The sequence below is a fragment of the Streptomyces griseoaurantiacus genome, assembly GCF_036189845.1.
Lineage (GTDB): Bacteria > Actinomycetota > Actinomycetes > Streptomycetales > Streptomycetaceae > Streptomyces > Streptomyces griseoaurantiacus.
The window spans coordinates 4,750,582-4,774,593 of the sequence record NZ_CP108326.1; the positions used below are offsets into that span (position 1 = coordinate 4,750,582).

22 protein-coding genes and 1 pseudogene are annotated in these 24,012 nt (G+C 71.5%); 9 read left to right on the forward strand and 14 right to left on the reverse strand.

The window, feature by feature from the left end; all coding sequences use genetic code 11:
* Positions 1 to 68: 68 nt before the first annotated feature.
* Entirely contained in the window at positions 69 to 926 is an 858-nt protein-coding gene (locus OHB09_RS21245) for a LysR family transcriptional regulator (RefSeq protein WP_319351113.1), read from the reverse strand.
* Between the two features lie 70 nt (positions 927 to 996).
* On the opposite strand from OHB09_RS21245, the gene OHB09_RS21250 reads away from it, so the two are divergent.
* Complete coding sequence (locus OHB09_RS21250) at positions 997 to 1,728, forward strand: SDR family oxidoreductase (protein WP_319351114.1); 732 nt, start codon at positions 997 to 999, stop codon at positions 1,726 to 1,728.
* 234 nt (positions 1,729 to 1,962) lie between these two features.
* Here the strand turns inward: OHB09_RS21250 and OHB09_RS21255 are convergent, their stop codons facing one another.
* The gene (locus tag OHB09_RS21255; protein ID WP_167794301.1) at positions 1,963 to 2,379 is read right to left on the reverse strand and encodes a MerR family transcriptional regulator; all 417 of its coding nucleotides are present in this window, start codon (positions 2,377 to 2,379) and stop codon (positions 1,963 to 1,965) included.
* Between the two features lie 179 nt (positions 2,380 to 2,558).
* On the opposite strand from OHB09_RS21255, the gene OHB09_RS21260 reads away from it, so the two are divergent.
* Positions 2,559 to 3,698 (forward strand): serine hydrolase domain-containing protein, encoded by a 1,140-nt coding sequence (locus OHB09_RS21260; protein ID WP_328918555.1) that lies wholly within the window; start codon positions 2,559 to 2,561, stop codon positions 3,696 to 3,698.
* Positions 3,699 to 3,834: 136 nt separating this feature from the next.
* On the opposite strand, the gene OHB09_RS21265 is transcribed toward OHB09_RS21260, so the two are convergent.
* Positions 3,835 to 4,356, reverse strand: a complete 522-nt coding sequence (locus OHB09_RS21265; RefSeq protein WP_093597169.1) for a MarR family winged helix-turn-helix transcriptional regulator — start codon at positions 4,354 to 4,356, stop codon at positions 3,835 to 3,837.
* Between the two features lie 123 nt (positions 4,357 to 4,479).
* On the opposite strand from OHB09_RS21265, the gene OHB09_RS21270 reads away from it, so the two are divergent.
* The 4 genes from OHB09_RS21270 to OHB09_RS21285 all read left to right on the forward strand — a co-directional run bounded on the left by OHB09_RS21270 (position 4,480) and on the right by OHB09_RS21285 (position 7,611).
* On the forward strand, positions 4,480 to 5,046 hold the full coding sequence (locus OHB09_RS21270) for an NADPH-dependent FMN reductase (protein ID WP_006138068.1): 567 nt from the start codon (positions 4,480 to 4,482) through the stop codon (positions 5,044 to 5,046).
* A 129-nt stretch (positions 5,047 to 5,175) separates the two neighbouring features.
* Entirely contained in the window at positions 5,176 to 6,165 is a 990-nt protein-coding gene (locus tag OHB09_RS21275) for an amidohydrolase family protein (RefSeq protein WP_328918554.1), read from the forward strand.
* Between the two features lie 56 nt (positions 6,166 to 6,221).
* Positions 6,222 to 7,097 (forward strand): dioxygenase family protein, encoded by an 876-nt coding sequence (locus tag OHB09_RS21280; protein WP_006138066.1) that lies wholly within the window; start codon positions 6,222 to 6,224, stop codon positions 7,095 to 7,097.
* A 19-nt stretch (positions 7,098 to 7,116) separates the two neighbouring features.
* A complete protein-coding gene (locus OHB09_RS21285) occupies positions 7,117 to 7,611 on the forward strand; it encodes a hypothetical protein (RefSeq protein ID WP_328922374.1) in 495 nt (164 codons plus the stop codon).
* A 13-nt stretch (positions 7,612 to 7,624) separates the two neighbouring features.
* Here OHB09_RS21285 and OHB09_RS21290 read toward each other — a convergent pair whose 3' ends face one another.
* Complete coding sequence (locus OHB09_RS21290) at positions 7,625 to 8,212, reverse strand: TetR/AcrR family transcriptional regulator (protein ID WP_006138064.1); 588 nt, start codon at positions 8,210 to 8,212, stop codon at positions 7,625 to 7,627.
* Between the two features lie 125 nt (positions 8,213 to 8,337).
* Here OHB09_RS21290 and OHB09_RS21295 point away from each other — a divergent pair, with 125 nt between their 5' ends.
* A complete protein-coding gene (locus OHB09_RS21295; protein ID WP_328923043.1) occupies positions 8,338 to 9,291 on the forward strand; it encodes an NADP-dependent oxidoreductase in 954 nt (317 codons plus the stop codon).
* 73 nt (positions 9,292 to 9,364) lie between these two features.
* On the opposite strand, the gene OHB09_RS21300 is transcribed toward OHB09_RS21295, so the two are convergent.
* The 6 genes and pseudogenes from OHB09_RS21300 to OHB09_RS21325 all read right to left on the reverse strand — a co-directional run bounded on the left by OHB09_RS21300 (position 9,365) and on the right by OHB09_RS21325 (position 15,895).
* Positions 9,365 to 9,580 carry a DUF397 domain-containing protein gene (locus tag OHB09_RS21300; RefSeq protein WP_191892250.1) on the reverse strand — a complete coding sequence of 72 codons (216 nt, stop codon included), beginning with the start codon at positions 9,578 to 9,580 and terminating at the stop codon, positions 9,365 to 9,367.
* 9 nt (positions 9,581 to 9,589) lie between these two features.
* Positions 9,590 to 10,281, reverse strand: a pseudogene (locus tag OHB09_RS21305) (DUF5753 domain-containing protein).
* A 58-nt stretch (positions 10,282 to 10,339) separates the two neighbouring features.
* A complete protein-coding gene (locus tag OHB09_RS21310; RefSeq protein ID WP_328923044.1) occupies positions 10,340 to 11,203 on the reverse strand; it encodes an immunity 49 family protein in 864 nt (287 codons plus the stop codon).
* Between the two features lie 38 nt (positions 11,204 to 11,241).
* On the reverse strand, positions 11,242 to 12,054 hold the full coding sequence (locus OHB09_RS21315; RefSeq protein WP_328922375.1) for an immunity 49 family protein: 813 nt from the start codon (positions 12,052 to 12,054) through the stop codon (positions 11,242 to 11,244).
* 77 nt (positions 12,055 to 12,131) lie between these two features.
* Positions 12,132 to 12,992: an immunity 49 family protein gene (locus tag OHB09_RS21320; protein ID WP_328922376.1), complete on the reverse strand. Its 861-nt coding sequence runs from the start codon at positions 12,990 to 12,992 to the stop codon at positions 12,132 to 12,134.
* A complete protein-coding gene (locus OHB09_RS21325; protein ID WP_328922377.1) occupies positions 12,989 to 15,895 on the reverse strand; it encodes a hypothetical protein in 2,907 nt (968 codons plus the stop codon). Before OHB09_RS21325 ends, OHB09_RS21320 begins: the two co-directional genes overlap by 4 nt.
* 268 nt (positions 15,896 to 16,163) lie before the next feature.
* Here OHB09_RS21325 and OHB09_RS21330 point away from each other — a divergent pair, with 268 nt between their 5' ends.
* Positions 16,164 to 17,333: a hypothetical protein gene (locus tag OHB09_RS21330; RefSeq protein ID WP_328922378.1), complete on the forward strand. Its 1,170-nt coding sequence runs from the start codon at positions 16,164 to 16,166 to the stop codon at positions 17,331 to 17,333.
* 50 nt (positions 17,334 to 17,383) lie between these two features.
* Here the strand turns inward: OHB09_RS21330 and OHB09_RS21335 are convergent, their stop codons facing one another.
* Genes OHB09_RS21335 through OHB09_RS21350 form a run of 4 tightly spaced genes read right to left on the reverse strand, consistent with a single transcriptional unit; the run spans position 17,384 to position 21,262 of the window.
* Entirely contained in the window at positions 17,384 to 18,154 is a 771-nt protein-coding gene (locus OHB09_RS21335) for a succinate dehydrogenase/fumarate reductase iron-sulfur subunit (protein WP_328922379.1), read from the reverse strand.
* Positions 18,151 to 20,136, reverse strand: a complete 1,986-nt coding sequence (locus tag OHB09_RS21340; RefSeq protein WP_328922380.1) for a fumarate reductase/succinate dehydrogenase flavoprotein subunit — start codon at positions 20,134 to 20,136, stop codon at positions 18,151 to 18,153. Before OHB09_RS21340 ends, OHB09_RS21335 begins: the two co-directional genes overlap by 4 nt.
* 20 nt (positions 20,137 to 20,156) lie before the next feature.
* On the reverse strand, positions 20,157 to 20,993 hold the full coding sequence (locus OHB09_RS21345) for a hypothetical protein (protein ID WP_006142137.1): 837 nt from the start codon (positions 20,991 to 20,993) through the stop codon (positions 20,157 to 20,159).
* Positions 20,990 to 21,262: a hypothetical protein gene (locus OHB09_RS21350; RefSeq protein ID WP_234527429.1), complete on the reverse strand. Its 273-nt coding sequence runs from the start codon at positions 21,260 to 21,262 to the stop codon at positions 20,990 to 20,992. Before OHB09_RS21350 ends, OHB09_RS21345 begins: the two co-directional genes overlap by 4 nt.
* A gap of 349 nt (positions 21,263 to 21,611) precedes the next feature.
* Between OHB09_RS21350 and OHB09_RS21355 the strand changes: the two genes are divergently transcribed.
* Positions 21,612 to 23,888: an ABC transporter family substrate-binding protein gene (locus tag OHB09_RS21355; RefSeq protein ID WP_328922381.1), complete on the forward strand. Its 2,277-nt coding sequence runs from the start codon at positions 21,612 to 21,614 to the stop codon at positions 23,886 to 23,888.
* Positions 23,889 to 24,012: the final 124 nt, after the last annotated feature.

Here is a 24,012-nt window from a genome sequence, read left to right on the forward strand (position 1 = left end):
CGTACTGGAGTGTTCGCACGCCTGCGGGCATGCGGCGAGGGCGCCCGCCCCGCCGCGTGCTCCCCGCTCTACCCGTCCTGGCCCGTCGCCTTGTCCGCCACGGCGGCGGCCGCGCGGACGAAGGCGGCCAGGGCCGGGGAGGTGGCGTGCTCGGGCCAGGCGAGGACGAGCGTGGTGGGCTCGGCGTCATCGACGGGGACGGCGACCAGGTCGTCGCGGAGCTGGCCGCGGATGGAGGCGGGGAGGACGGCGACCATGCGGCCCAGGGCGATGAGATGGAGTAGCTGCCCGAGGTCGTGGACCTCGGGTCCCTGCGAGGCGTCCTCGGACGCCCCGGGCCAGCGCGGCAGGGGTTCCCCGGCGAAATCGTCCAGGCAGACCCGGGCACGGCCCGCGAGGCGATGCGACCTCGGCATCACGAGAAGTTGCGTCTCGGTCAGGAGGTCCTGGGTGTCCAGGCCGGTGAGGTCGTGGTGGGGGAGGTGCAGCAGGGCGGCGTCGGCACGGCCCTCCCGCAGGAGGGTCTCACGCTCGCCGAAGCTGCACACCAGCTCGACCGGCAGCGCGTCCGGCTCAGCCTGATAGGCGTCGAGGATCGCGGGCAGCAGGCCACCGTCGCCGCCCGGCTTGATGACCAGGACCAGACTCGGGTCGGTGCGGCCGGCCCGCCGGGTGCGGTGCGCCGCGGCCGACGCGGCGTCGAGCACCGTACGGCTCTCGCGGAGCAGGACGGCCCCCGCCTCGGTCAGTGCGATCCGGTGACCGCCACGTTCCAACAGGGGCACGCCCAGCCGTCGTTCGAGCTGCTGAATGGCGCGGGAGAGCGGCGGTTGGGCCATCCCCAGCCGGGCGGCCGCCCGGCCGAAGTGCAGCTCTTCGGCGACAGCGGTGAAGTAGACGAGCTCGCGGACCTCCAGTCTTTCCATACCCGCACGGTATCGCTGCGTACCTGATCGGTGTTGGCCCTCCCCGCCGCCCCCGTGGTGGGCTGAACACATGACTGAAAGTACGACTGCCCTGGTCACCGGTGCCAACAAGGGCATCGGGCGCGAGGTCGCGGCCCAGCTCGCCTCGCTCGGCATCAACGTCCTGCTGGCCTCGCGCGACCCGCACCGCGGTGCGGCGGCCGCAGCCGACCTGGGCCCGCGGGTGCACCCGGTCACCCTGGACGTCACCGACCGCGACGGCGTCCTGTCCGCCGCCGGCTGGATCGAGGAGCGCTTCGGCCGGCTGGACATCCTGGTCAACAACGCCGGCGTCTCCTGCGACCTCGCCGCACAGCGCCCTGGCGGTGTCGACCTGGCCGCTGTACGCGAGGTGTTCGAGACCAACGTGTTCGGCGTGATCAGCGTGACCACCGCGATGCTGCCGCTGCTCGCCCGCTCCCCCGCCGCCCGGATCGTCAATGTCAGCAGTGGACTGGGTTCCCTCGCCCGGATGACCGATCCCGAGGACTACTTCACGACCCGGCCCCCGATGGCCGCGTACGTCCCGTCCAAGACCGCGCTCAACTCGCTGACCGTGCAGTACGCCAAGGAACTGCGCAGCCGCGACATCCTGGTCAACGCCGCCGATCCGGGGCCGTGCGCGACCGACTTCACCACCGCGTTCCCCGGCCTCACCCGCACCGCGGCCGACGGCGCGGCCGTGGTCGTCCGGCTCGCCACGCTGCCCGACGACGGGCCGACCGGCGGGTTCTTCGACGAGCACGGCCCGGTCCCCTGGTGACCTGCCCGTCGGGGAACCGAGGGGCGGGGTGGCGGGGGCCGGTCCGGACGGGACGGACGAGCCGTGAGACCGCGCCGGCGCCCGACGGGCCGCAGCGCCCGGGTCACCCGCCGGACCGCCCCGGCGACAGCTCGACGCACCTGTCGCGGTTGGTCTCCGACCGCGTGTGGTGCCGGCGGGTGTCCTACCCGCGCCGCACCCTGCACGGCTGAGCACACGAGTGCGTGCCCGGGGTCAGCGTGCCGCGCCGTCGGGCTCCCGGTCCGGTGCGCGCTCCGCGGGGGCGGGGCCCGCCTCGCGCAGCGCGGTGAGGTATGCGCCGATCGCCTCGCGGTTGCGGGTCAGGCATTCGATGCGTGCGCTCAGCCGGGCGTGCTCCTCCTCCAGGAGGGCGACCGTCTCGGGGGTCACCCCGGAGAAGCGGACGTTCTCGCGGGGCGTGGAGAGACAGGGCAGGATCCGCACGATGAGCCGCGTCGGCAGTCCGGCCCGCAGGAGTTCCCTGACCTGCCGTACCCGGCCGACGGTGTCCTCGTCGTACTCCCGGTAGCCGTTCTCCGCCCGGCCGGGCGCGATCAGCCCCTGTGCCTCGTAGTACCGCAGCAGGCGTGGAGTCGTCTCCGTGCGCCGTGCCACCTCGCCGATGCGCATGCGGCCGATTGTAGGACCGGCGGCGGGCGAGGCAGCCGGACGTCGCCCCCCGTCCGCCCCCGCGTCGGCGGCCGCGGTCCGCACCGCTTGACCTTCACATCCGTGGCACGGTTCGAGACTGGCCGCGCAGTCGGGGGTAGAGCCGAAGACCCCGTGAACCCGAGGAAGAGGGCGGCACCATGACCACCACGCACGGCACGACCACGGCCCGTTTCGGCGGCGTGGGGGAGGTGTTCCGGCGGAACGTCGCGTCGGGGGAGGAGCTCGGCGCCTCGCTCGTGGTGGACGTGGACGGCGAGCGCGTCGTCGACCTGTGGGGCGGTTTCCGCGATCCGGCCCGCACGGCGGTCTGGGAGGAGGACACGGTGGTCAACGTGTGGTCGATCACCAAGACCGTCACCAGTCTCGCCGCGCTCGTCCTCGTGGACCGGCGCGAACTCGACGTGTACGCCCCCGTGGCACGCTACTGGCCGGAGTTCGCCGCGAACGGCAAGCGCGACGTCGAGGTCCGCCACCTGCTCTCCCACACCTCCGGCGTCTCCGGCCTGGAGCAGCCGGCCGTCCTGGAGGACCTGTACGACACGCGCGGGGCGGCGGCCCGGATGGCGGCGCAGGCCCCGTGGTGGACGCCGGGCACGGCCTCCGGCTACCACCTGCTCAACTACGGGCACCTGATCGGCGAACTCGTGCACCGCGTGACCGGCTGCTCGCTCAAGCGGTTCGTCGCCGAGGAGATCGCCGGCCCGCTGGGGGCGGACTTCCAGGTGGGGCTGGCGGAGGCGGACGCCGGCCGCGTCGCGGACGTCGTGCCGCCGCCCCCGCTGCCCTTCGACCCCGCGGCCGCCGGAACGGACAGTCCCGCGTACCGGACGCTCACCGGCCCCTCGGCGACGGCGGAGGCGGCCAACACCCCGGCCTGGCGGGCCGCCGACCTGGGCGCGGCCAACGGCCACGGCAACGCCCGCTCCGTCGCCCGCGTCCTGTCCGTGCTCGCCCGGGGCGGCCGGGCCGACGGGCTCCGGCTGCTCGGCGAGCGCACGATCGACCTCGTCTTCGACGTGCAGTCGGACGGCGCCGACCTCGTCGTCGGCCTCCCCGTGCGCCGGGGCATCGGCTACGCGCTGCCCAAGCGGGAGACGGCACCGTGGATCCCGGACGGCCGGATCGCGTTCTGGGGCGGCTGGGGCGGCTCGATGATCATCGCCGACCTGGACCGGCGCACGACGATCTCCTACGTCATGAACCGGATGGCCCCCGGCATCCTCGGCTCCGACCGCAGCGCGGCCTACGTCCGGGCGGTGTACGACGGGCTGTCCTGACCGGCTGCCCCGGGCGCTTCGCCCCGCCCGCCCCGGCCCGCGCGGCAGGGTCGCGGACGCTCGTCCCGGCCCGCGCGGCAGGGACGGCGGGCGGCTCACCCCGGTCGGCGGCGGGCAGTTCGGCCCGGCCGGCGGCTCAGCCCCGCCCTGCGGTGGCCTTCCCGCCCCGCTCCGGGGCGGCCTCCTCGATCCGGGCGACGACCTTCTCGGCGCACCGGTGCAGCACCCGCAGCTCCTCCGGGTCCAGCGCCTCGACGAACAGCTCGCGCACCCGCGCCACGTGGGAGGGCGCCGCCGCGACCAGGTGTTCGTACCCGGCCCCGGTGAGGATGACGTGGGTGTAGCGCCCGTCCTCGGGGTCGGGTTCCCGGCGCAGGATGCCGCGCTTCTCCAGCCGGCTGACCAGGTGCGAGAGCCGGGAGAGTTCCGCGTCGGCCTGGCCGGCGAGCGCGCTCATGCGCATGCGGTGCTCCGGCTGCTCGGACAGCAGTGCGAGGACGTAGTACTCCAGGAAACTCAGCCGTGAATCCCGCTGGAGCTGGAACTCCAGGGCCGTGGGGAGCAGTTGCGTCATGTGCATGAACGCGCGCCAGGCCGCGAGCTGGTCGGCGGTGAGCCACCGGGGCTCGGCCGTCTCGTCCTTCTCCGCAGCAGGCATGCGGACAGTCTAGAGTCAGCCACCTCCACAGTTCACTTGAACATTCATGCCATCGAGGGCTAGGCTCGGAGTCGCACATGAAAATTCAAGTAATCCGATGAGGCAGTGCCGGAGGAACCACGCATGAGCAACACCCTGAAGATCGGCGTCATCCTGGGCAGCACCCGCCCCGGCCGCAACGGCAAGGCGGTCGCGGACTGGGTCATGGCCAGGGCGAAGGAGCGCACCGAGGCCGACTACGAGCTGATCGATCTCGCCGACCACCCGCTGCCCCACCTCGACGAGGCGGTCCCCGCCTCCCGGGGCGCCTACGCGGGCGAGCACACCAAGGCCTGGGCCGCCGTCATCGACCGCTTCGACGGATACGTCTTCATCACCCCCGAGTACAACCACTCCATCTCGGGCGTACTGAAGAACGCGATCGACTACCTGTACGGCGAGTGGAACAACAAGGCCGCCGCCTTCGTCGCCTACGGCGGGCTCGGCGGGGCGCGGGCGATCGAGCACCTGCGGGGCATCGCGAGCGAACTGCAGCTCGCCCACGTGCGCCAGCAGTTGTCCTTCTCCCTGCTCACCGACTTCGAGAACTACTCGGTGTTCGCCCCCGCCGCGCACCACGACGCCGCCGCCGAAGCCCTGTTCGACCAGCTCGAGTCCTGGGCCGGCGCGCTGCGGACCGTCCGGGGCTGACGGGAGTCCGCCCCCACCGTTCCGGTGGACCGCCGGGGCCCGCGCGCACCTTCTCGGGTCCCGCCCCGGCGGTCCACCTCCCCGGGGCCCGTCCCGCCGGGCCCCCGACCGGACGAGGAGGCCCCGCCGATGAGGGTCTACGCGCTGGAAGAGCACATGGTCACCGCCGCCGTGACCGAGGCATGGCGGCGACGGGATCCGCGGCTCGCGGAACCGATGATGAAATGGGCCGTCTCCGGCGACGTCACGCCGGCGCTGCTCGACCTCGACGAGGGCCGGCTGGCCGCCATGGACGACGCGGGCATCGACACCGCCGTGCTGTCCATGACCACGCCGGGCCTGCAGAACCTGCCCGCCGCCGAGGCCGTCGCCCTGCAGGGACCCACGAACGACGCCCTCGCGGCCGCCGTGGGACGCCACCCCGGGCGCTTCGCCGCCTTCGCGGCGCTCGCCACCCCCGCCCCCGCGGCCGCCGCCGCCGAACTGCGCCGGGCGGTGACCGACCTCGGCTTCGACGGTGCCATGGTCAACGTCCGCTCCGGCGAACGGGGCGTCGACGCCGCCGAGTTCTGGGACATCTACGAGGCGGCCGCCGAGCTGCGCGTCCCCCTCTACCTCCACCCCCGCGCCCCGCTGCCCGCCGTCGGGCGGGCCTACTACGGGGGGTTCGGCGAACCCGTGGACAGCCTGCTGGCGACCGGCGCGGTGGGCTGGCACTACGACGCCGGACTGACGCTCCTGCGGATGATCGTCTCCGGACTCTTCGACCGGTTCCCCGACCTCCAGGTCATCCTCGGGCACTGGGGCGAGGTCGTCCTGTTCTACCTCGACCGCATCGCCGTCCTGGACCGGGTCGCCCACCTCCAGCGGCCGGTCGCCGAGTACTTCCGCACCAACGTCTTCATCACGCCCGGCGGCATCTCCAGCCACCGCTACCTGCGCTGGAGCCTGGAGACGGTGGGCGCCGAACGGATCATGTACGCCACCGACTACCCCTTCAACCGGGAGCGTGACGGCTCCGCCCGGCGCTTCCTGGACACCGCGCCGGTCAGCGCCGCCGACCGCGAACGCATCGCCTTCCGCAACTGGGAGGAACTCGTCGCCGGCATCCGCTGCTGACGGCACGTTCCGACGGCGGCCCGTCCACGGGCCCGCCGAAGAGAAGGAGCGCCTTCATGAGCACACCCGAGACACGCCTGCAGGTCGTCTTCGCCGACCTGCGCCGCGCCGTCGACGACGTCGTCCTGCGGCACCGGGTCACCCCCGAGGAGCTGTTCGCCGCCGTCGACTGGCTGCGGCGCGTCGCCGACGCCGGCGAACTGCCCCTCACCGGCGTCCTGTTCCTCAAGAGCGCACTGCAGGCCACCGAGGGCGCCGCCTACGCCCACCCGGAGACCGACGGCGCGACCCCCTGGGAGATGGAGGGCCCCGCGCACCTCCCCGGCAGCCCCGAACTGCCCAGCCCGGCCGTGCTGCCCATGCGCCCCGAGGAACCGGGCGAGCCCTTCGTCGTCTCCGGCACCGTCCGCAGCACCAGCGGCGCCCCGCTGCCCGGCGCGGTCCTGGACGTCTGGCAGATCGACGCCGACAACCTCTACTCCGGCGTCGGCACGCGGGACTTCGAGCCGCTGGACATCCCCAACGACTCCACCGGCATCCCCGTCCACAACCTACGGGGCAGGGTCGTCACCGACGCGGAGGGACGCTACGAGTTCCGCACCGTCATGCCCGGCGTCGAGACGTTCGGCTTCGCCCCGGACAGCCCCCTGACCGAACTGGCCGAAGCCCTGCGGCTGCCCGGCCTGCGGCCCCTGCACATTCACGCGATCGTCACCGCCGAGGGCTGCCTGCCGCTGACCACGCAGATCTACTTCGACGGCGACCCACTGGCCGAGGGCACCCTCGAAGGCCCCGTCCCCGCCGCCACCGTCCGCACCACGGTCGTCCACGACACCCCCGAGGACTACCGCGCCCACGGCCTCGACCGCCCCTACCGCGCCCTCACTCACGACATCGTGCTGCGCCCGGTGCGGGGCGACTCGACGAACTGAGGATCGACGGCATGGCACGATGGCCGCCATGTCAGCTCAGGTCTGGGGGCCCCTCATATCGCTGGGCGGCGTCGTCCTCGGCGGCTCGCTGTCCTACCTCGTGCAGCACAGGACGCAGCTCTCGGCGGAACGCGCGGAACGGCAACGGCAGCAGACCGCCCTGTCGGAGGCCCGCCGCGGGGAACGGCTGGCCCTGCTCGAGCGGTTCATCGAGGTGGGCGCCGAGGCCGAACGCTCCGCTTTCGGTCGGCCTTCCGAATGGGAGGACACCGACGCATGGTTCCTCACGACCCGGGACGTCATGAACAGGCTGTGGGTCGCGGAGCGTCTCATCCGCATCCAGTTCCCCCTTCCCGTGCATGACGCGGCACGCGCGTACTTCCTCGACCTCAACCGCACGGTGTGGGAGGGCCTGCCCGACGGCGAGAGCGTGCGCGACTACCTGGAGGACAACCGACTGGCATTCCTGGACGCGGCCCGCGCGGTCATGGGGCAGCGGGACGGCGGAACATGACGGGCGCCCGGCCTCAGCGCGGTCGTACGCCGTCCATGAGCATGTCGAGCAGGCGTCCGGCCTGACCCGGTTCCCCTGACTTGGCCGCCACGGCCAGCATGCCGAGGACGGCCGCGGAGAGGTCGTCGGCACGGGCGTCGGCTCGGATGTCCCCGGCGGCGGCACCCGCGTCGAGGATCGCGGTGATGGCGGAGAGCAGTTCCTGCCGGCTGTGCGCGAGGGAGATCTCACCCGCGTCGATCATGGCGAGCAGGGTGTCGGTCATGCCGTGCTTGGTGGCCTGCCATTCCGCGAACAGGTCCATCCACAGGCGCAGTGCCCGCGCGGGCGGGTGCTCGGCGAGCAGTTCGCGCGCCCCGGCGGTCAGCCGGACGACCTGGTCCCGGTAGACGGCCTCGACGAGGGCCTCCCGGGTCGGGAAGTGACGGAAGGCCGTGGCGATGCCGACCCCCGCCTGCCGGGCGATCTCGCGCATCGACGGCTCGGTGTCGGAGGTGGCGAAGGCGCGGGTCGCCGCCGCGAGCACGGCCTCGCGGTTGCGCGCGGCATCGGCGCGCGGCTGCGGGCGTGCGGACGGGGACGGGGACGGTTCAGCGGCCATGTCTGATCGGATCACGTTCCATTTCGCTCGGTCTCCGGGTTAGTCTAGGCGCGCACTAAGTGGAACACGTTCCAACTGGCTTCCGAGGAGACCTCATGACCGCACCCGTTTCCGGGCCGGACACTATGCGCGCGGTGCGCTTCCACGAGTACGGCGAGCCCGCCGACGTCCTGCGCCTGGAGACCGTTCCGGTACCCGAGCCGGGACCCGGCCGCGTCCGGGTCGCCGTGCACGCGTGCGGGCTGGCCCCGGCCGACTGGGCGCTGTGCCGCGGGCTCTTCGCCGGGAGCCTGCCCCGCGGCGTCGGCTGCGACGTCTCGGGCCTGGTCGAGGCCGTCGGCGAGGGCGTCACGGACGTGAGCGTCGGCGACCGGGTGTTCGGCACCGCCGACTTCGCGGGCTCACCGAGCGCGGGCGCGGCGGAGTACGCCGTGCTGGACCACTGGTTCGCGGTGCCCGAGGGCCTGGACCTCACTCAGGCCGCCGCGCTTCCCATGGCGCTGAGCACCGCGTCCTGGCATCTCGCGCGCCTCGGCGCCCTGGCGGGCCGCACGCTCCTGGTCAATGGCGGCGGAACCACCGTGGGGTACGCGGCCGTGCAGATCGCCCTCCTTCGCGGGGCGCGGGTGATCACGACCGCGGGCGACACCTACGCCGGGCGGTTGCGCGCGCTCGGCGCCACCGTGGTCGGCCGTGGCGAGGGCCTGCCCGGGCGGGTCGAGGCCCTCGGCGTGGGCCCCGTCGACCTCGTCCTCGACACCGCGCCGCCCGGTGGCGCCCTGCCCGGACTCGTCGAGGTGGCCGGCGGTGATCCCACGCGCGTGCTGACCTGCTCCGACCTGGCCGCGGCGCCGGAGCTCGGGGTGCGCGACACCTTCCACGAGGATCCCACGAAGTGGACCGACGCCGAACGTTTCGGAGTCTTCCCCGAGTTCGCCCGGCTGGCCGCCGAGGGCGGGTTCACCGTGCCGGTCGCCGCGACCTTCCCCCTCGAGGACTGGAGCAAGGCGCTGGAGATCAGCCTCTCCGGACACGCCCGCGGCAAGCTCCTGCTCCTGCCGTCCGGCGACGTCGGCTGACGGCCGATACCACCCGCGTTCGGGGCGCCCGCCATGCATGTCGGGCGGCGAGCCCATCCGCCGGCCTGCGAGGTCAGGCGTCCCGCCCCCGCGGGGCGTCCTGGTCGGCGTCCTTGAGGGCGTCGACGAAGGCGGTGAAGGAGGCGGTGGGGAAGGTGAGAGCGGGGAGGGCGGGGGCCTTGGAGTCGCGGACGGCTGTGCGGGTGGGGGAGGTCGCGATCTCCAGACAGGCGTTGCCGTCGCCCTCACCGGAGTACGACGACTTCCGCCAATTGTCGTGCGTGACCATGGGGGTGCCTCACAAATCCTTCGTCAGCGAGTGAATGAGGTCGCGGGAGCGGTCGGCGGCGAGCGACACGGACTTCACTCTACGGAAGAGCGTTCGGAAGACGCCGAGTTGTGCCTCGGAGTCGATGAAGAGCGAACCGTGGGGGCCGTCACGCACCACGGTGTCCAGTCTCGGGACCGCCGCGCCCACGTACACCATGCCGGCCGTGACGTCGGCGAAGTCGTCCAGCGAGAAGGGGATCACCCGCACGGTGACGTGGTCCGTCTCCGACAGCTCCAGGACACGCGCGAGCTGAGCCCGTGAGGCGGCCCGGCCACCGACCCGGATACGCAGGGCCGCTTCGTGCACCAGCACGTCGTACGGACGGGTGAGGGGCGCTCGATGATGACGCGCCGCCGCATCCGGTGCTCCACCCGCAACTCGACCTCGCTCGGCGGGGGCTGGGGTACTCGGCAGGCGAAGAGGGCGGAGCCGATCTGCATGGCGTCGACCCAGGCGTCCCATGTCGGGAAGATCGCCGCCCGTGGGTCCATCAAACAGTGCGCCTCGGCCAGGGTGAGGGTGGTACTCAAGGCGTCGCCCGGATTGGTGGAACCCTCTTCCAAGCCGTCGATCAACTGCTGTGCATTCTCCTGAAGGACGGCGAGCCCGGCTTCCGCGTTCCCCGTGGGAAAAGGGTGCCGGGGAATGATCGAGGCCAAAGCGCTCTCCATTGTTCGAACTCGTTGGGCTGCAGCCGATTCGCCGGTTCCGTCCGTGTCAGTACTCGATCTCACCGCTCCAGGAGTACTCCAGAAGCGCCTTGGGCAGGTACTCGGACTCGACGTTCACGGGGAGGCCCTGGTCGCGGGCCAGGCAGGTCAGGGCGAGTGGGCCGAGGGCGACGAGTCCGTCGGCGCTGGTGGCGCGACCTTCGTCGGCGGTCCAGTACTCCTTGTGCAGGCGCAGAGCGTCGGTCCGTGTCTTGCCGAACTCGTCCGGGTCCCGGCGCAGGATGCGGTAGAGCATGAGGAGCGGAGGGCGGAGGATGTGGGACATCAGGTCCGCGTCCGCGAGGTGTCGCGCCTCCGGGGCGGTGCCGTCGACCGCCGCGACGAGTTGGTCGCCCACGTCCTGGCGGCCGAGCCAGAAACTCCGCAGGGCCTCCGCCCAGTCGTAGACGTACTCGTCGAACAGCGCGCCCGCCTGGCGCAGGAAGGAGACGGGCACCTCGGCCAGCCGACGGAGGCGGTCGTTGTCGCGGCAGATCATGGCCAGGTAGAACGAGGTGACCCAGGTGCCGGCATTCAGATGGGACTCGATGCCGGTCGCCGGGAGCGTACGCTCCCGCTCCTTGATCCGGCACGTGACCCTGGTTCCCTCCGGAGCGGTGGCCGCGGCGAAGAGCGCGGAACCGGTCCGCATCCCCGTCACCCACGCCTGCCAGGCCTCGAATCGCACGGCTCGCGGGTCGAGCGCGCAGTGTTGCTGCGCCAGCGTGAGCGCTGTACTCAGCGCCTGCGGACGCAGGACCGGAGAGTCGGGGAACTCTTCGAGAATCCAGTCCGCGGTCTCACTGAGAGCGTCGAGCGTGTCCGGGACCTCGTCCGTGGGATACGCGTGACGGGGGACGGACGTGACCATGGATGTCACAGACGTCTTCCTTCACGGCTGGCTTCGCGTCACGTGTCGTACTCGCCCACCCAGGACCGCTTCAGGAGCGCCTTCGGGAGGTACTCCGACTCGACGTCGATCGGCATGTCGACGTCGTAGGCCATGCAGGCGATGGCGAGCGGGCCCAGGGCGACGAGGCCTTCGGCGCTTCGTGAGCGGGCCTCGTTCGCCGTCCAGTACTCCTTGTGCCAGGTGAGCGCGTCGACGAGGGAGGCGTTGAACCGCTCGGGCTCGCGGCGCAGGTAGTGCTGGAAGAGGTCGAGGGGCGGGGAGAGGATCTTCAGCATGAGCTCGGGGCCGGCGATCGGGGCACGCTGCGGGTCCGTGCCGTCGACGGCGGTGACGAGGGTGTCCCAGACCGCCTGCCGGCCGAACCACAGATGCTGAAGAGGCTCCACCCAGGCATAGATGCACTCGTCGAACTCGGCGCCGGACGCGCGCAGGAAGGAGACCGGTACCTGGGCGAGCCGGTTGACCCGGGCGTTCTCTCGGCAGATCACCGCCAGGTAGAAGGAGGTCAGCCAGTTCCCGGCATGGAGGTAGTCCTGCGGGCCGGTCGCGGGAAGTTGCTTGATCTCGCCGCTGCTGCCGATCCGGCACGAGATGGGTCCCTCGTCCGCCGTCCCCGCGGCGAACAGCGCGCTGCCGACCTGCGTCGCCGTGACCCACGCCTCCCAACTCGGGAACTTGGCGGCCCTGGGATCCGTCGCGGACCGCCACTTTGCGACGGCGAGAGTCGTCGGCAGAGCGTCGTAGCGGTCGTCCTCCGAGGTCTCGATGTGGGCCAGGACGTCCTCGGCGCTCCTGATGACGGGCGCCATGAGGTCCGTCGCGTTCTCGCCGGGACGGACCTCATGTCGTGCGATGCGGTTGACGACGCGTTCCTTCCGTGTGGGACTCAGACCTCGAACTCGCCGAGCCAGCCGCGCTCCAGCAGGTGCTTGGGCAGGTAGTCCGACTCGACCTCGATCGGGATGCCGCCGTCGTGGGCGAGGCAGGCGACGGCCAAGGGCGCCAGAGCAACGGTGCCGGACGGATCGCGTGTACGGTCCTCGTCCGCCGTCCAGTAGGTCCTGTGCAGCTCCAGCGCCTCCGTCAGTGCCTCATTGAAGCCGGTTCCGTCCTGGCGGAGGAAACGGTAGAAGAGGTTGATCGGAGGGTAGAGCACGTTTTGCAGCAGCTCCCGCGGGGTGACGGAAGCCGCCTCGGGGTGCGAACCCTGGATCGCCGCCGTCAAATCCTCGACCAGGCCCGGTCGTCGCAGCCAGTAAGCCTGTAGCGCGGCCACCCAGTGATAGACGTACTCGTCATATGCGCCCTCGGCGGACCGAAGCCGGTCGACAGGAATCTCGCACAGGTTCGTCAGCCGCTCGCGATCCCGGCAGATCACGGCCAGCCAGAACGTGGTGAGCCAGTTGCCCGCATCGGCGAATGCGCGAGGTCCGATGGCGGTGAGCGTGTGCATCTCGTGATTGATGCGGCACTGGACCGTGCCCTCCTGCGCCCCGGTCACCGCGAAAAGTGCAGAACCGATCTGCAGCGCAGCCGTGACTGCTTCCCAGGTCTCGAGCTGGGCAGCACGAGGGTCGGCCGTGCATCGCGCCTGCAGGTGCAGCAAGGACTTGGAGAACGCGGAATCGATCATCGACGCGGACTCGTCCAGCCAGCCGACGGACATGGCCAGGCTCTCGCCCAGGGCCTCCGCGTACTTCTCCGAATTCGGGCCGGATTCGCGATGCCTGGCAACGACGGCTGTCACGGCATACTCCTGTCACTGATGTCGAACTTCCGCATGTGATAGCCAGCGTACTCGCCGACGTTTTTCTCACCCTTGACGACGATGTAGTCCAGCTTCCCACTCTTCAGGGCCTGCTCCAGCTTGTCCGCGAGTACCAGTTCGCTGGGATGCGTTTCACCGCGCTTGCGCATTTCGTCGAGTATGTCGAAGAAATATTCTCTTGTTCCCTGCGAGACACGCTTGCCGCTGGGCAGGTTGCGTGCGCCCAATTCGGTGCCGACGCTGCTCTTGGCCTCGACCACCACGTAACCGCCGTCCTCACGACGCCACACCTGGTCGAACTGGTCGTTGCCGTTGCGCGGGCCGTAGGTGGTTTCCCGCGTGGCGCCCGCGTAGTGCTCCGGTATGACGTGATGCTCCGCCACCGCCTCGCCGTAGGCCTCGGAGGAGTCACGCATGTGGACGTGCGACTCCCGGTAGGCGCCCCGGGCCTCGGCCTGCTCGGCTCCCGTCTCCCAGGTCGGGTGCTCCTCGTGCGCCTTGTTGGCCTCGTGCTTCCAGTTCTCCATCACCTTGTCGTGGTGGATGGCGTAGTGGCGCGTCTCCGCGGCGTCGTTGAGGTGGGACAGAGCGTCCGGGCTCGCGGTTTCCGGGCCCTGCTTCACCCAGTCGTCGAGGTAGCGCGGCTTCAGGGGCTCCGGCGCCTTGTCCACCGTCGTCCACGGATCGTTCGGCGACTGCCTGGTCAGCTGGGGCGGTGTCTTCCCGCTCTCGTCGAAGAAGTCGAGGCTCTTGCGGTTGCCGTTGGACTTGTAGAACTGCTCGAAGTACCCGGGCTCGTGGTTGGCACGGTAGACCTGGATCTCGTGGACCTGCTCCGGCGTGAGTGAGCCCTCGGGACCGTAGGGGTTGTCCCCGTCTCGCATGAACTCGGGTCGGGCAGGTGTCTCCGCGTCCGGAACGTGAGGACCGCTTCCCGGCCCGGCCGCCGCATTGTCCAGCCCGCTGCTGCCCACCGGCGGCTCCGCGCCGTGGTGCGGGGTGCCGGTGTCGCCCGGGCCGTCGTGGTGCGGTGTGGTCGTGGCGTCGTCCGCGTGGCCCGCGGTGGAGGACGGGGTGTCCGGGTGGTGGGTGCCCGGGGGTGTGGTGTCGCCGTGGCCGGTGTGGACGGGGTTGTTCAGCTCGTTGGTGGGGAGGTGGTCGCCCGCGTGGCCGCCGGGGAGGTGGTCCCCCGCGTGCCCGCCGGGCAGGTGCTCGCCCGCGTGGATGACGGGGGTGTCGCCGCCGGCGTGGACGACCGGCGTGGTCTTACCGGCGTCGTCGCCGACGCGGCCGAGGTCGGCGAGGTTGTCGTCGAGGCTGTTGCCGAGGCGGATGTGCTGTCCGGCGTTCTCCGCGGTGTGGGTGCCCGCGCCGACGAGGGCGGGTTCCTTGACCGGGGTGGGGGTGTGCGGGTTGTCCGCGCCGGAGGTGGGGGAGCCGTTGTCGCCCAGGTCGTTCATGTGGGGCTGGTCGACGATGTCGCCGGGGCCGTCGGCCCCCTTCTGCAGGACGTTGCCGTGCTCGTCCAGGAAGTTGCCGTCCGGATCGTAGTAACGCGCCGGAGCGCCCGGCTCCGTCGGCAGCTTCGTGGTGCCCTCGGGCAGGGCCGGGACGTCGTCGGGCAGTTTGAAGTTGCCGTCGGGGAGCTTGACCGCTCCCTCGGGGACCGCCGCGCCCTCGGGCAGGTGGAAGGAGCCGTCGGGCAGCTTCAGGGCGCCCTCGGGCAGCGTGATCGCGTTGTCGGGCAGCTTGGGGATCTCGATGTTGCCGACGCCCTTCAGCGCCTTGCTGATGTCGCCGATCTTCGACAGACCCGCCCCGGCACCCTTCATGACATACGTCATCGGGTCGATGACCTTGCCCGCCTTGCCCGCCACCGACAGGGCCTTGGCCACCGCACCGGCCTTGCCCGCGCCCGAGGCCGCCGCCCCCGTACCACCGGTGAACACCGTCGTCAGCACGTTGAAGGTCACCGCACCCGCCGCCCGCGCGGGATTCTTCCCCCACTCGTCCCACGCCACCAGCGCCTTGCCCGTCTCCTTCATCGCGGTCCGCGAGTCCCGCAACCAGGAGGGCAGCTTGTCGTCCGGCAACGTCCAGAACAACGTCGACGCACCAGGAATCGAGGAGATCACCAGACCCGTGGCGAGCTGCGCCAGGCCCTTCCACGCCTGACCCATCGCCTCCCAGCCACCGAAGCCCACCAGCGTGCCCAGGCCCTTGATCGTGCCCCACACACCGTCCACGATCAGGCCGTCCCACACGAACGACTTCACCCAGTGGCCGACCTCGTACCAGTGATGCTTCTCCTCCACCGGGTCACCCCAGGGAAGCTTCGCGTTCTTCAGATCCTCCGCGTTGAACCCGTACTGGTCCTCCCGCTCGGACCCGTCGCCCGCGACCATCTGCGTCCCGCCGAAGATCGCCGTGATCTTGTTGTGGCAGGTCCGCTCCGCCGCCCAGAACGCCGCGACCGTCGTCGTGATCTCGTCCCGGATCCCGTTGTGCTCCTCGACCTTGTCCCCGTCGTACTCCCAGTCGTCGTCGTCCTTGACCGCATTGACGAACGTCGTCGCCTTCGTCTTCAGCTCCGCCAGCTTCGACACCAGCGGACGGATCTCCGTCGCATACGACGACAACGCCGAGGACACCGTCTCCAGATCCGTCGCGAACTCATCCGCACGGTCCTTCACCGGCTTCGTCGACGCGAACAACTGCTCCGCCTCCGGAGCCTTGTAATACGCCGACAACCCCTGGAACTTCGCATGCACATCACTACCGGTCGTCCGCACCGCACCCGCGTCCGACTTCAACCCCTGATGCGCCAACTCCAGTTGGAACAGGTCGCCCGTGTACTGCGGAATCTGCTCGGGCTTGATCACGCGTTCTCACCCCCGTGTGTCCGTGGGCCGCCCCCGGACCAACTCGCGTCAAGTTCAGATCATCGTACTAAGACGTACTGACACCGCCTCAGGGTTGTTACCGACGTGCCACAAATCTCCCCATGCGTAGGGACATCGCTCCCGGGAGCCGGGTGGCCGACGTCTCCCGCCCCGCCGAGCGCAACCGCGATCACCCCACCCGTCGTCCTCCCCCGCAACGCCGGCCACGAGAATCCCCTGGTCGGGACGATCGGGAGGGGCGGTTCGAGTGGATCAGGCGGAGCGGGAAGAGCGGACGGGGAAGAGAGAAGAGCAGAGGGAGCCGAGGGAAGAGCGGGCGGAGTCGAGGGAAGAGACGGAGCAGACGGAACGGAGTCCCGGGGCGGGACAGCGCAAGCCCCGTGCAAGGCCCTGGGTCCGCTGGACCCGGCGCACGCTGCTCGCGCTCGCGCTCCTCCTCGTCCTTCCGCTCCTCGCCATGCAGGTCACGCTCCGCTTCAACTACGCGGGCGACACCGCCGAGGGCACGTACACCCGCGACCGCGACGCCATCTGGCTCGGTCACGCCTGGGTGGACGGGCGGAAGACCGACGCCGACGTCACCGCGCTCGCCGAGCGGCTCAAGGACACCGGGATCAGGGACCTGTACGTCCACGCCGGGCCCTTGGAGCACGACGGCACGCTCCCCAAGTCCCTGTACCCACGCGCAGGTTGGCTGGTAAAGGCGGTGCACCGGGCGCTGCCGCACGTCCGGGTGCAGGCCTGGCTCGGGGACGTGCTCGCCACCGAGGGGCCGACCGGGATGCGGCTCACCGAGGCCGACACCCGCGACCACGTCGTCGCGTCCGCCCGGCAGATCCTCGACGCCGGCTTCCAGGGCGCCCACTTCGACCTGGAGCCCCTGCACTCCGGCGACCAGGACTACCTCCACCTCCTGGACCGGCTGCACCGCGTCACCGCCGACCACGACGCCGTCCTCTCCGTCGCCGCCCACCAGATCGACCCGCTCCCCGGCTTCCACTCCTTCTGGGGCACGGTGGCCGGGCACCCCAAGTGGTGGTCGCAAGGCTACTTCGGCCAGGTGTCGCGCCGGGTCGACCAGATCGCCGTGATGTCGTACGACACCATGCAGCCGCTGGAGAGCACGTACGGCGGGTACGTGGCCCAGCAGACCTCCCTCGCCCTGGAGGCCACCCCGCCCGGCACCGACCTGCTGATGGGCCTGCCCTTCTACCACGAGAACCGGTTCGGCCACTGGGCGCACGCCGAGACCGTCCCGGGCGCCGTCCGGGGCGTCCGCCTCGGGCTGTCCCGCACCGACGCCGACCGGAAGAACTTCGGTGTCGCCCTGTACGTCGACTTCGCGGCGACGGAGGCGGACTGGCGGGCGTACGAGGAGGACTGGGTGGAGGGCGCCCGCCCGGGGTCTGGTTCCTGAGGATCGGCACACGACCGGCTGCATCGCGACCGGCTTCACGACGACCGGCCCTACGAGGGCCGGCGTCGGATCTTCGACCCCAGCCACACCAGCGGGTCGTACTTGCGGTCCGCCGCGCGCTCCTTCAGCGGGATCAGCGCGTTGTCCGTGATGCGGATCCCCTCCGGGCACACCTCCGTGCAGCACTTGGTGATGTTGCAGTAGCCGAGACCGTGCTCGTCCTGCGCGGTGCGCTTGCGGTCGAGTCCGGTGTCCTCGGCGGCGTCCAGCGGATGCATGTCCAGTTCCGCGACCCGCATCAGGAAGCGTGGACCGGCGAAGGCGGGCTTGTTCTCCTCGTGGTCGCGGACCACGTGGCACGTGTCCTGGCACAGGAAGCACTCGATGCACTTGCGGAACTCCTGCGAGCGGTCCACGTCCTCCTGCATCATCCGGTACTCGCCCGGTCCCAGCTCCGCGGGCGGCACGAACGCGGGGACCTCGCGCGCCTTGGCGTAGTTGAAGCCGACGTCGGTCACGAGGTCGCGGACGACCGGGAAGGCGCGCAGCGGCGTCACGGTGACCGTCTCGGCGCGGTCGAAGACCGACATGCGGGTCATGCACATCAGCCGGGGGCGCCCGTTGATCTCCGCCGAGCACGAACCGCACTTGCCCGCCTTGCAGTTCCAGCGGACCGCCAGGTCGGGAGCCTGGGTGGCCTGGATGCGGTGGATGATGTCGAGGACCACCTCGCCCTCGTTGACCTCGACGCGGAAGTCGGCGAGGTCGCCGCCGTGCACGTCCCCCCGCCACACCCGGAACCGGGCCTCGTAGCCGCTCATTCGTACAGCTCCTCCTCGGCCAGGTACTTGACCAGCTCTTCCTTCTCGAACAGGGCGAGCAGGTCCGGGCGGATGGGCGGGGTGGTCTCGCGGACCAGCTCGATCTGGCCGCGCACCGGATCGGTGGCCGCGAGGCCGCCGGTCGGGTCGGCCGGCCGGCACAGCAGGTTGACCGGCCGCCAGGCGTTGTCCATCTCCGGGTGGTCCTCGCGGGTGTGGCCGCCGCGCGACTCGGTGCGTTCCAGGGCCGCCCGCGCCACGCACTCGCTGACCAGCAGCATGTTCCGCAGGTCCAGGGCGAGGTGCCAGCCCGGGTTGAACTGCCGGTGCCCCTCGACGCCGGCCCGCCGGGCCCTTACCCGCAGCTCCGCCAGCTTCTCCAGGGCCTGCTCCATCTCGGCCCGGCGGCGGATGATGCCGACCAGGTCGTTCATGGTCTGCTGGAGTTCCTGGTGGATGCCGTAGGGGTTCTCCGGCGGCCGGGCGCCGCGCATCCGCGCGGCGCCCTCGGCCTCCCCCGGAAGGGGGCTCTCGTCCGCCCCCGGCCCCTCCGCCGAGAACGGCCGCAGCGCCTCCGCCGCGGCCGCGTCGAGCTGGGCGTCGTCCGCCACCGGGCGGGCGCCCGCCAGCGAGGCCGCGTGCTCGGCGGCGTGCAGGCCCGCCCGCCGGCCGAAGACGAGCAGGTCGGACAGGGAGTTGCCGCCGAGCCGGTTGGAGCCGTGCATGCCGCCGGCCACCTCACCGGCGGCGAACAGCCCCGGCACCCCGCGCGCCGCCGCCGTGTCGGAGTCGACCGCGACCCCGCCCATCACGTAGTGGCAGGTGGGCCCGACCTCCATCGGCTCCGCGGTGATGTCGACGTCCGCCAGCTCCTTGAACTGGTGGTACATCGACGGCAGTCGCCGCCGGATCACCTCGGCCGGCATCCGCGTGGACACGTCCAGGAAGACGCCGCCGTGCGGGGAGCCGCGGCCCGCCTTCACCTCGGCGTTGATGGCCCGCGCCACCTCGTCACGGGGGAGCAGCTCGGGAGGGCGCCGGTTGTGGTCCGGGTCCTCGTACCAGCGGTCGCCCTCCGCCTCCGACTCCGCGTACTTCTCCTTGAAGACGTCGGGGACGTAGTGGAACATGAACCGCTCGCCCTCGGAATTGCGCAGCACCCCGCCGTCCCCGCGCACCGACTCGGTGACGAGGATGCCCTTGACCGAGGGCGGCCAGACCATGCCCGTCGGATGGAACTGCACGAACTCCATGTTCACCAGCGGCGCCCCCGCGAGCAGCGCCAGCGCGTGCCCGTCGCCCGTGTACTCCCAGGAATTGGACGTCACCTTGAAGGACTTGCCGATGCCGCCCGTGGCGATGACGACGGCCGGGGCCTGCAGGACGAAGAAGCGGCCGGACTCGCGCTCGTAGGCGAAGACGCCGGCCACCCGGCCCCGCTCGTCCTTGAGGATGCGGGTGACCGTGCACTCCTGGAAGACCTTCAGCCGGGTCTCGTAGCCGCCGGTCTCCTTCTTGTCCTCCTGCTGCAGCGAGACGATCTTCTGCTGGAGCGTGCGGATCAGTTCCAGGCCGGTGCGGTCGCCGACGTGGGCAAGGCGCGGGTACTCGTGCCCGCCGAAGTTGCGCTGCGAGATCCGGCCGTCGCCCGTGCGGTCGAAGAGCGCGCCCCAGGTCTCCAGCTCCCACACCCGGTCCGGCGCCTCGCGGGCGTGCAGCTCGGCCATCCGCCACTGGTTGAGGAACTTGCCGCCGCGCATCGTGTCGCGGAAGTGCACCTGCCAGTTGTCGCCGGAGTTGACGTTGCCCATCGCGGCGGCGATGCCGCCCTCGGCCATCACGGTGTGCGCCTTGCCGAACAGGGACTTGCAGATCACCGCCGTACGGGCGCCCCGCTCCCGCGCCTCGATCGCGGCGCGCAGCCCGGCGCCCCCGGCACCGACCACGACGACGTCCCACTCCTGCCGGTCGACCACGGACATGTGTTCAGTCCCCACCCAATCTAGAAGAAGCGCGGATCGTCGAAGACCCCGGACGCGAGGAGATAGACGTAGAAGTCGGCCAGCGCCACGCTCACCAGGGACGCCCAGGCGAGCTGCATGTGCCGGGCGTTGAGCCGCCCCACGAACCGCCATGCCCGGTAGCGCACCGGATGCTTGGAGAAGTGCCGCAGTTTGCCGCCGACGATGTGCCGGCAGGAATGGCAGGACAGGGTGTACGCCCAGATCAGCGCGATGTTGGCCAGGAAGACGAGGCTGCCGAGCCCCATGTGGCCCCACCCGTAGTGCTCGTCGCGGAAGGCGAGGACCGTGTCGTAGGTGAGGACGGCCGCGACGAGGAGCGCCGCGTAGAAGAAGTACCGGTGGAGGTTCTGCAGGATCAGCGGGAAGCGGGTCTCACCGGTGTACGTGGCGTGCGGCTCGGCGACGGCGCAGGCGGGCGGGGAGGCCCAGAAGCCCCGGTAGTACGCCTTGCGGTAGTAGTAGCAGGTCAGCCGGAAGCCCAGCGGGAAGATCAGGATGATGATCGCGGGGGAGATGCCCCACCAGCTCCCGAACAGGTCCCCGTTCGGGCCCGCGTGCATCGGACGGCACCGCTCGGCGAGGCAGGGGGAGTAGAACGGCGAGACGTACGGGGCGGCATAGTAGTGCGTGTCGGCGAAAGCCCGCCAGGTCGAGTAGACGACGAAGGCGAGCAGTCCGGCGGCGGTGCCGGCGGGCGCCAGCCACCAGCGGTCGGTGCGCAGATGCCGGGCGGCGATCGCGGCCCGCGTGCTCCCGCGTACGCCGCCGCGGGGGCGGGGTTCGGTGGCGGGGGGCTCCTCCGTGCCCGTGGTCACCTGAGCCCCTCGTCGTCCGAGTCCGTCCACAGGGTGGTGTCGTACGGCGTGTCCGGGATCGCCAACAGCGGTGGTCGGCCCGGGCGTTCGGGTAAGGGGCCGGCCTCGCGCAGCAGGGCGACGCTCTCGCGCAGATGGTCGGCATCGGCCCGTACCCGGCGCATCTCCAGCCCGCCGGAGCTCCCGAGCTGCTGTTCCAGCCGGCGCAGCGACCTGACCAGGTCGTCGACACAGCGCTGAACCGTCGTCAGTTCGTCCTGTACGGACATGGGCGTGACCTCATTTCCGCGGGCCTTGGGGGGACGGGGCCTGGGGGCGGTACGTACACGCGCCTGCGAGTGTCGCGCGTCACAGTGCGCCCTGGGAACCCGTGTGCACGGATTGACGGCGTGGGCGGTGGTGTACGGCGCGCGGGGGCGGCGTACGGGGGTGCGGCGTGCACAGACCGGCCGTGCCCGCGGGGCCGGGGGCGCGGTGGGCCGAACGGGTGGGGTTCGGCGGGGGCGGTCGCCGTGTCGCTTCCCCGGGCGCGGTCCCGGCCATCTGATCGGAGGAGACGACAAGAACGACAAGAGTGATGAAAGTGATGACTTCGACGGACCACCGGAGGTGGCAGTGATGTCCCACGACGGCGTCCGGCCGAGCGCGACCCGGCGCGCGGCCGCGTTCCTCCTCGCGGGCGCCCTCACGGTGTCCGCGCTCTCCGCCTGCAGCTCCGACGAGAAGGAGAACCGGCCGCTCGCCGGCCAGGACATCGCCCCGGCCGGCCGCGCCCTCGTCGCCGACGGCGGCACCCTGCGCTGGGCGGTGGACGCCGTGCCCGCCACCCTCAACACCTTCCAGGCGGACGCCGACGCCGCCACGAGCCGGGTCGCCGGTGCCGTCCTGCCCTCGCTGTTCCGGCTCGACGCGCGGGGCCGGCCGCAGCCGAACCCCGCCTATCTGGAGTCGGCGAAGGTGGTCGACACCGAGCCCCGGCAGGTCGTCCTGTACCGGCTCGACCAGCAGGCCGTCTGGAGCGACGGCCGCGAGATCGGCGCCGCCGACTTCGCCGCGCAGTGGCGTGCCCTGTCCGGCAAGGACAGCGCCTACTGGACCGCCCGCAACGCCGGCTACGACCGGATCGCGAAGATCGAGCGCGGGCACGACGACCTCGAGGTCAAGGTCACCTTCGCCCGCCCCTACGCCGACTGGAAGTCGCTGTTCACGCCGCTGTACCCCAAGGAGGTCATGGGGACGCCGGACGCGTTCAACGACGGCGCCCGCAGCAAGCTCAAGGTCACGGCGGGGCCGTTCGCGCTGAAGAAGGTCGACCGCGAGGACGGGAAGGTGACCCTCGTCCGCAGCACCCGCTGGTGGGGCTCCCCGGCCAAGCTCGACAAGATCGTGCTGCGCGCGGTCCCGCGCGACGAACGGCTCGACGCCCTCGCCGAGAACAAGGTCGACCTCGCGGAGGTCGACCCCGACGACGCCGAGCGGATCGCCGCCGCCCACGGCACGAAGACCACGGCCGCCTCACAGGCGGCCGCGGGCGCCGAGCGGGAGAAGGCCGAGAAGGCCGAGAAGGCCGAGAAGGCCGAGAAAGCGGCGAAGAAGGAGAAAGAAGAGAAGGACAAGAAGAAGGACAAGAAGAAGGACGAGAAGAAGGGGGACGAGGACGCCGCCGAGGCCGCCGCGCGGCGCAAGGCGCTGCGCCGCTACGTCGTCCGCAGCTCGCTCGAACCCGCCTACACCCAGCTCGCCCTCAACGGCTCCGAGGGCCCCCTCGCCGATGAACGGGTCCGCCGGGCCGTCGCCCGCGCCCTGGACCGCACGAAGCTGGCGGAGCTGGTGCTGAAGCCGCTCGGCCTGCCCGCCGTCCCCGTCGGCAGCCATCTCGCCCTGGCCGGGCAGCCGGCGTACGAGGACAACAGCGGGGCGCTCGGCGGCCAGGACACCAAGGGGGCCCGGGCGCTGCTCGCCGACGCGGGCTGGATCCTGGGCGGCCCGGTCGAGAAGCAGGCGAAGGACAAGAAGGACAAGAAGGGGAAGGACGAGGACGGGGACGAGGCGGGGGAGAAGGACACCGCCGGGAGCAAGGGCGAGAAGTCCGAGGACGACGACGGCACGTACATCGTCGGCGAGGACGACAAGCCGGGCGAGGCGGAGGGCGCCGGGGACCACGGGGGCGACGGGCGTTCCGAGGAGCGCGCGGCCCGGTCCGCGGACGGCAAGCAGTACCTGGGCGAACCCGGGGCGGCACGGCACGGCGGGGCCCCGGGCGCGTACGCCCCCATGGGGACCGCGGCCCCGGCCCGCGCGGCGGACACGGTGATGGCGAAGGACGGCAAGGCGCTCTCGCTGCGCTTCGTCCTGCCCTCGGGGCCTGGCTCGGCCTCGCTGCGGGCGGTGGGCGACCGCATCGCGCGGATGCTGCGGAAGGTCGGTATCCGCACGACGATCACCAAGGTGCCGGACGACAGCTACTTCAAGGACCACATCGCGTCCGGCGAGTACGACCTCGCGCTGTACTCCTGGCCCGCGACGGCGTTCCCGGCGACGGACGCGCGGCCGGTCTACGCCAAGCCGGTGCCGGGGGCGGACGGGGAGCTGAAGGTCGAGCAGAACTACACGCGGGTGGGGACGGACCGGATCGACCAGCTCTTCGACGAGGCGCTGGTGACGCTGGACGCCGGGAAGGAGCGGGAGCTGATGCGCAAGGCGGACTCCCGCATCTGGGCCGGGGCGGCCTCCATCCCCCTCTACCAGCGCCCGCAGCTCACTGCGGCCCGTCCGCGGCTGGTCAACGTGGGCGCGTTCGGCTTCCGGACCCCGGTGTACGAGGACATGGGCTACCAGGAGCGGACCCCGTCCTCCGCCTCCACCTCCTCCGTTCCCTCCGCCACCTCGTCCTGACGCGGACGGACGGACGGCGGCGGACGGCGGCGGACGGCGGCGGACTGACGGACCGCGAAGGGCGGGCTGAGAGGGAGGGGAGAGATGGGCCGGGGGCGGGAGGCCGTGCGGCCGCCCCCGGCGG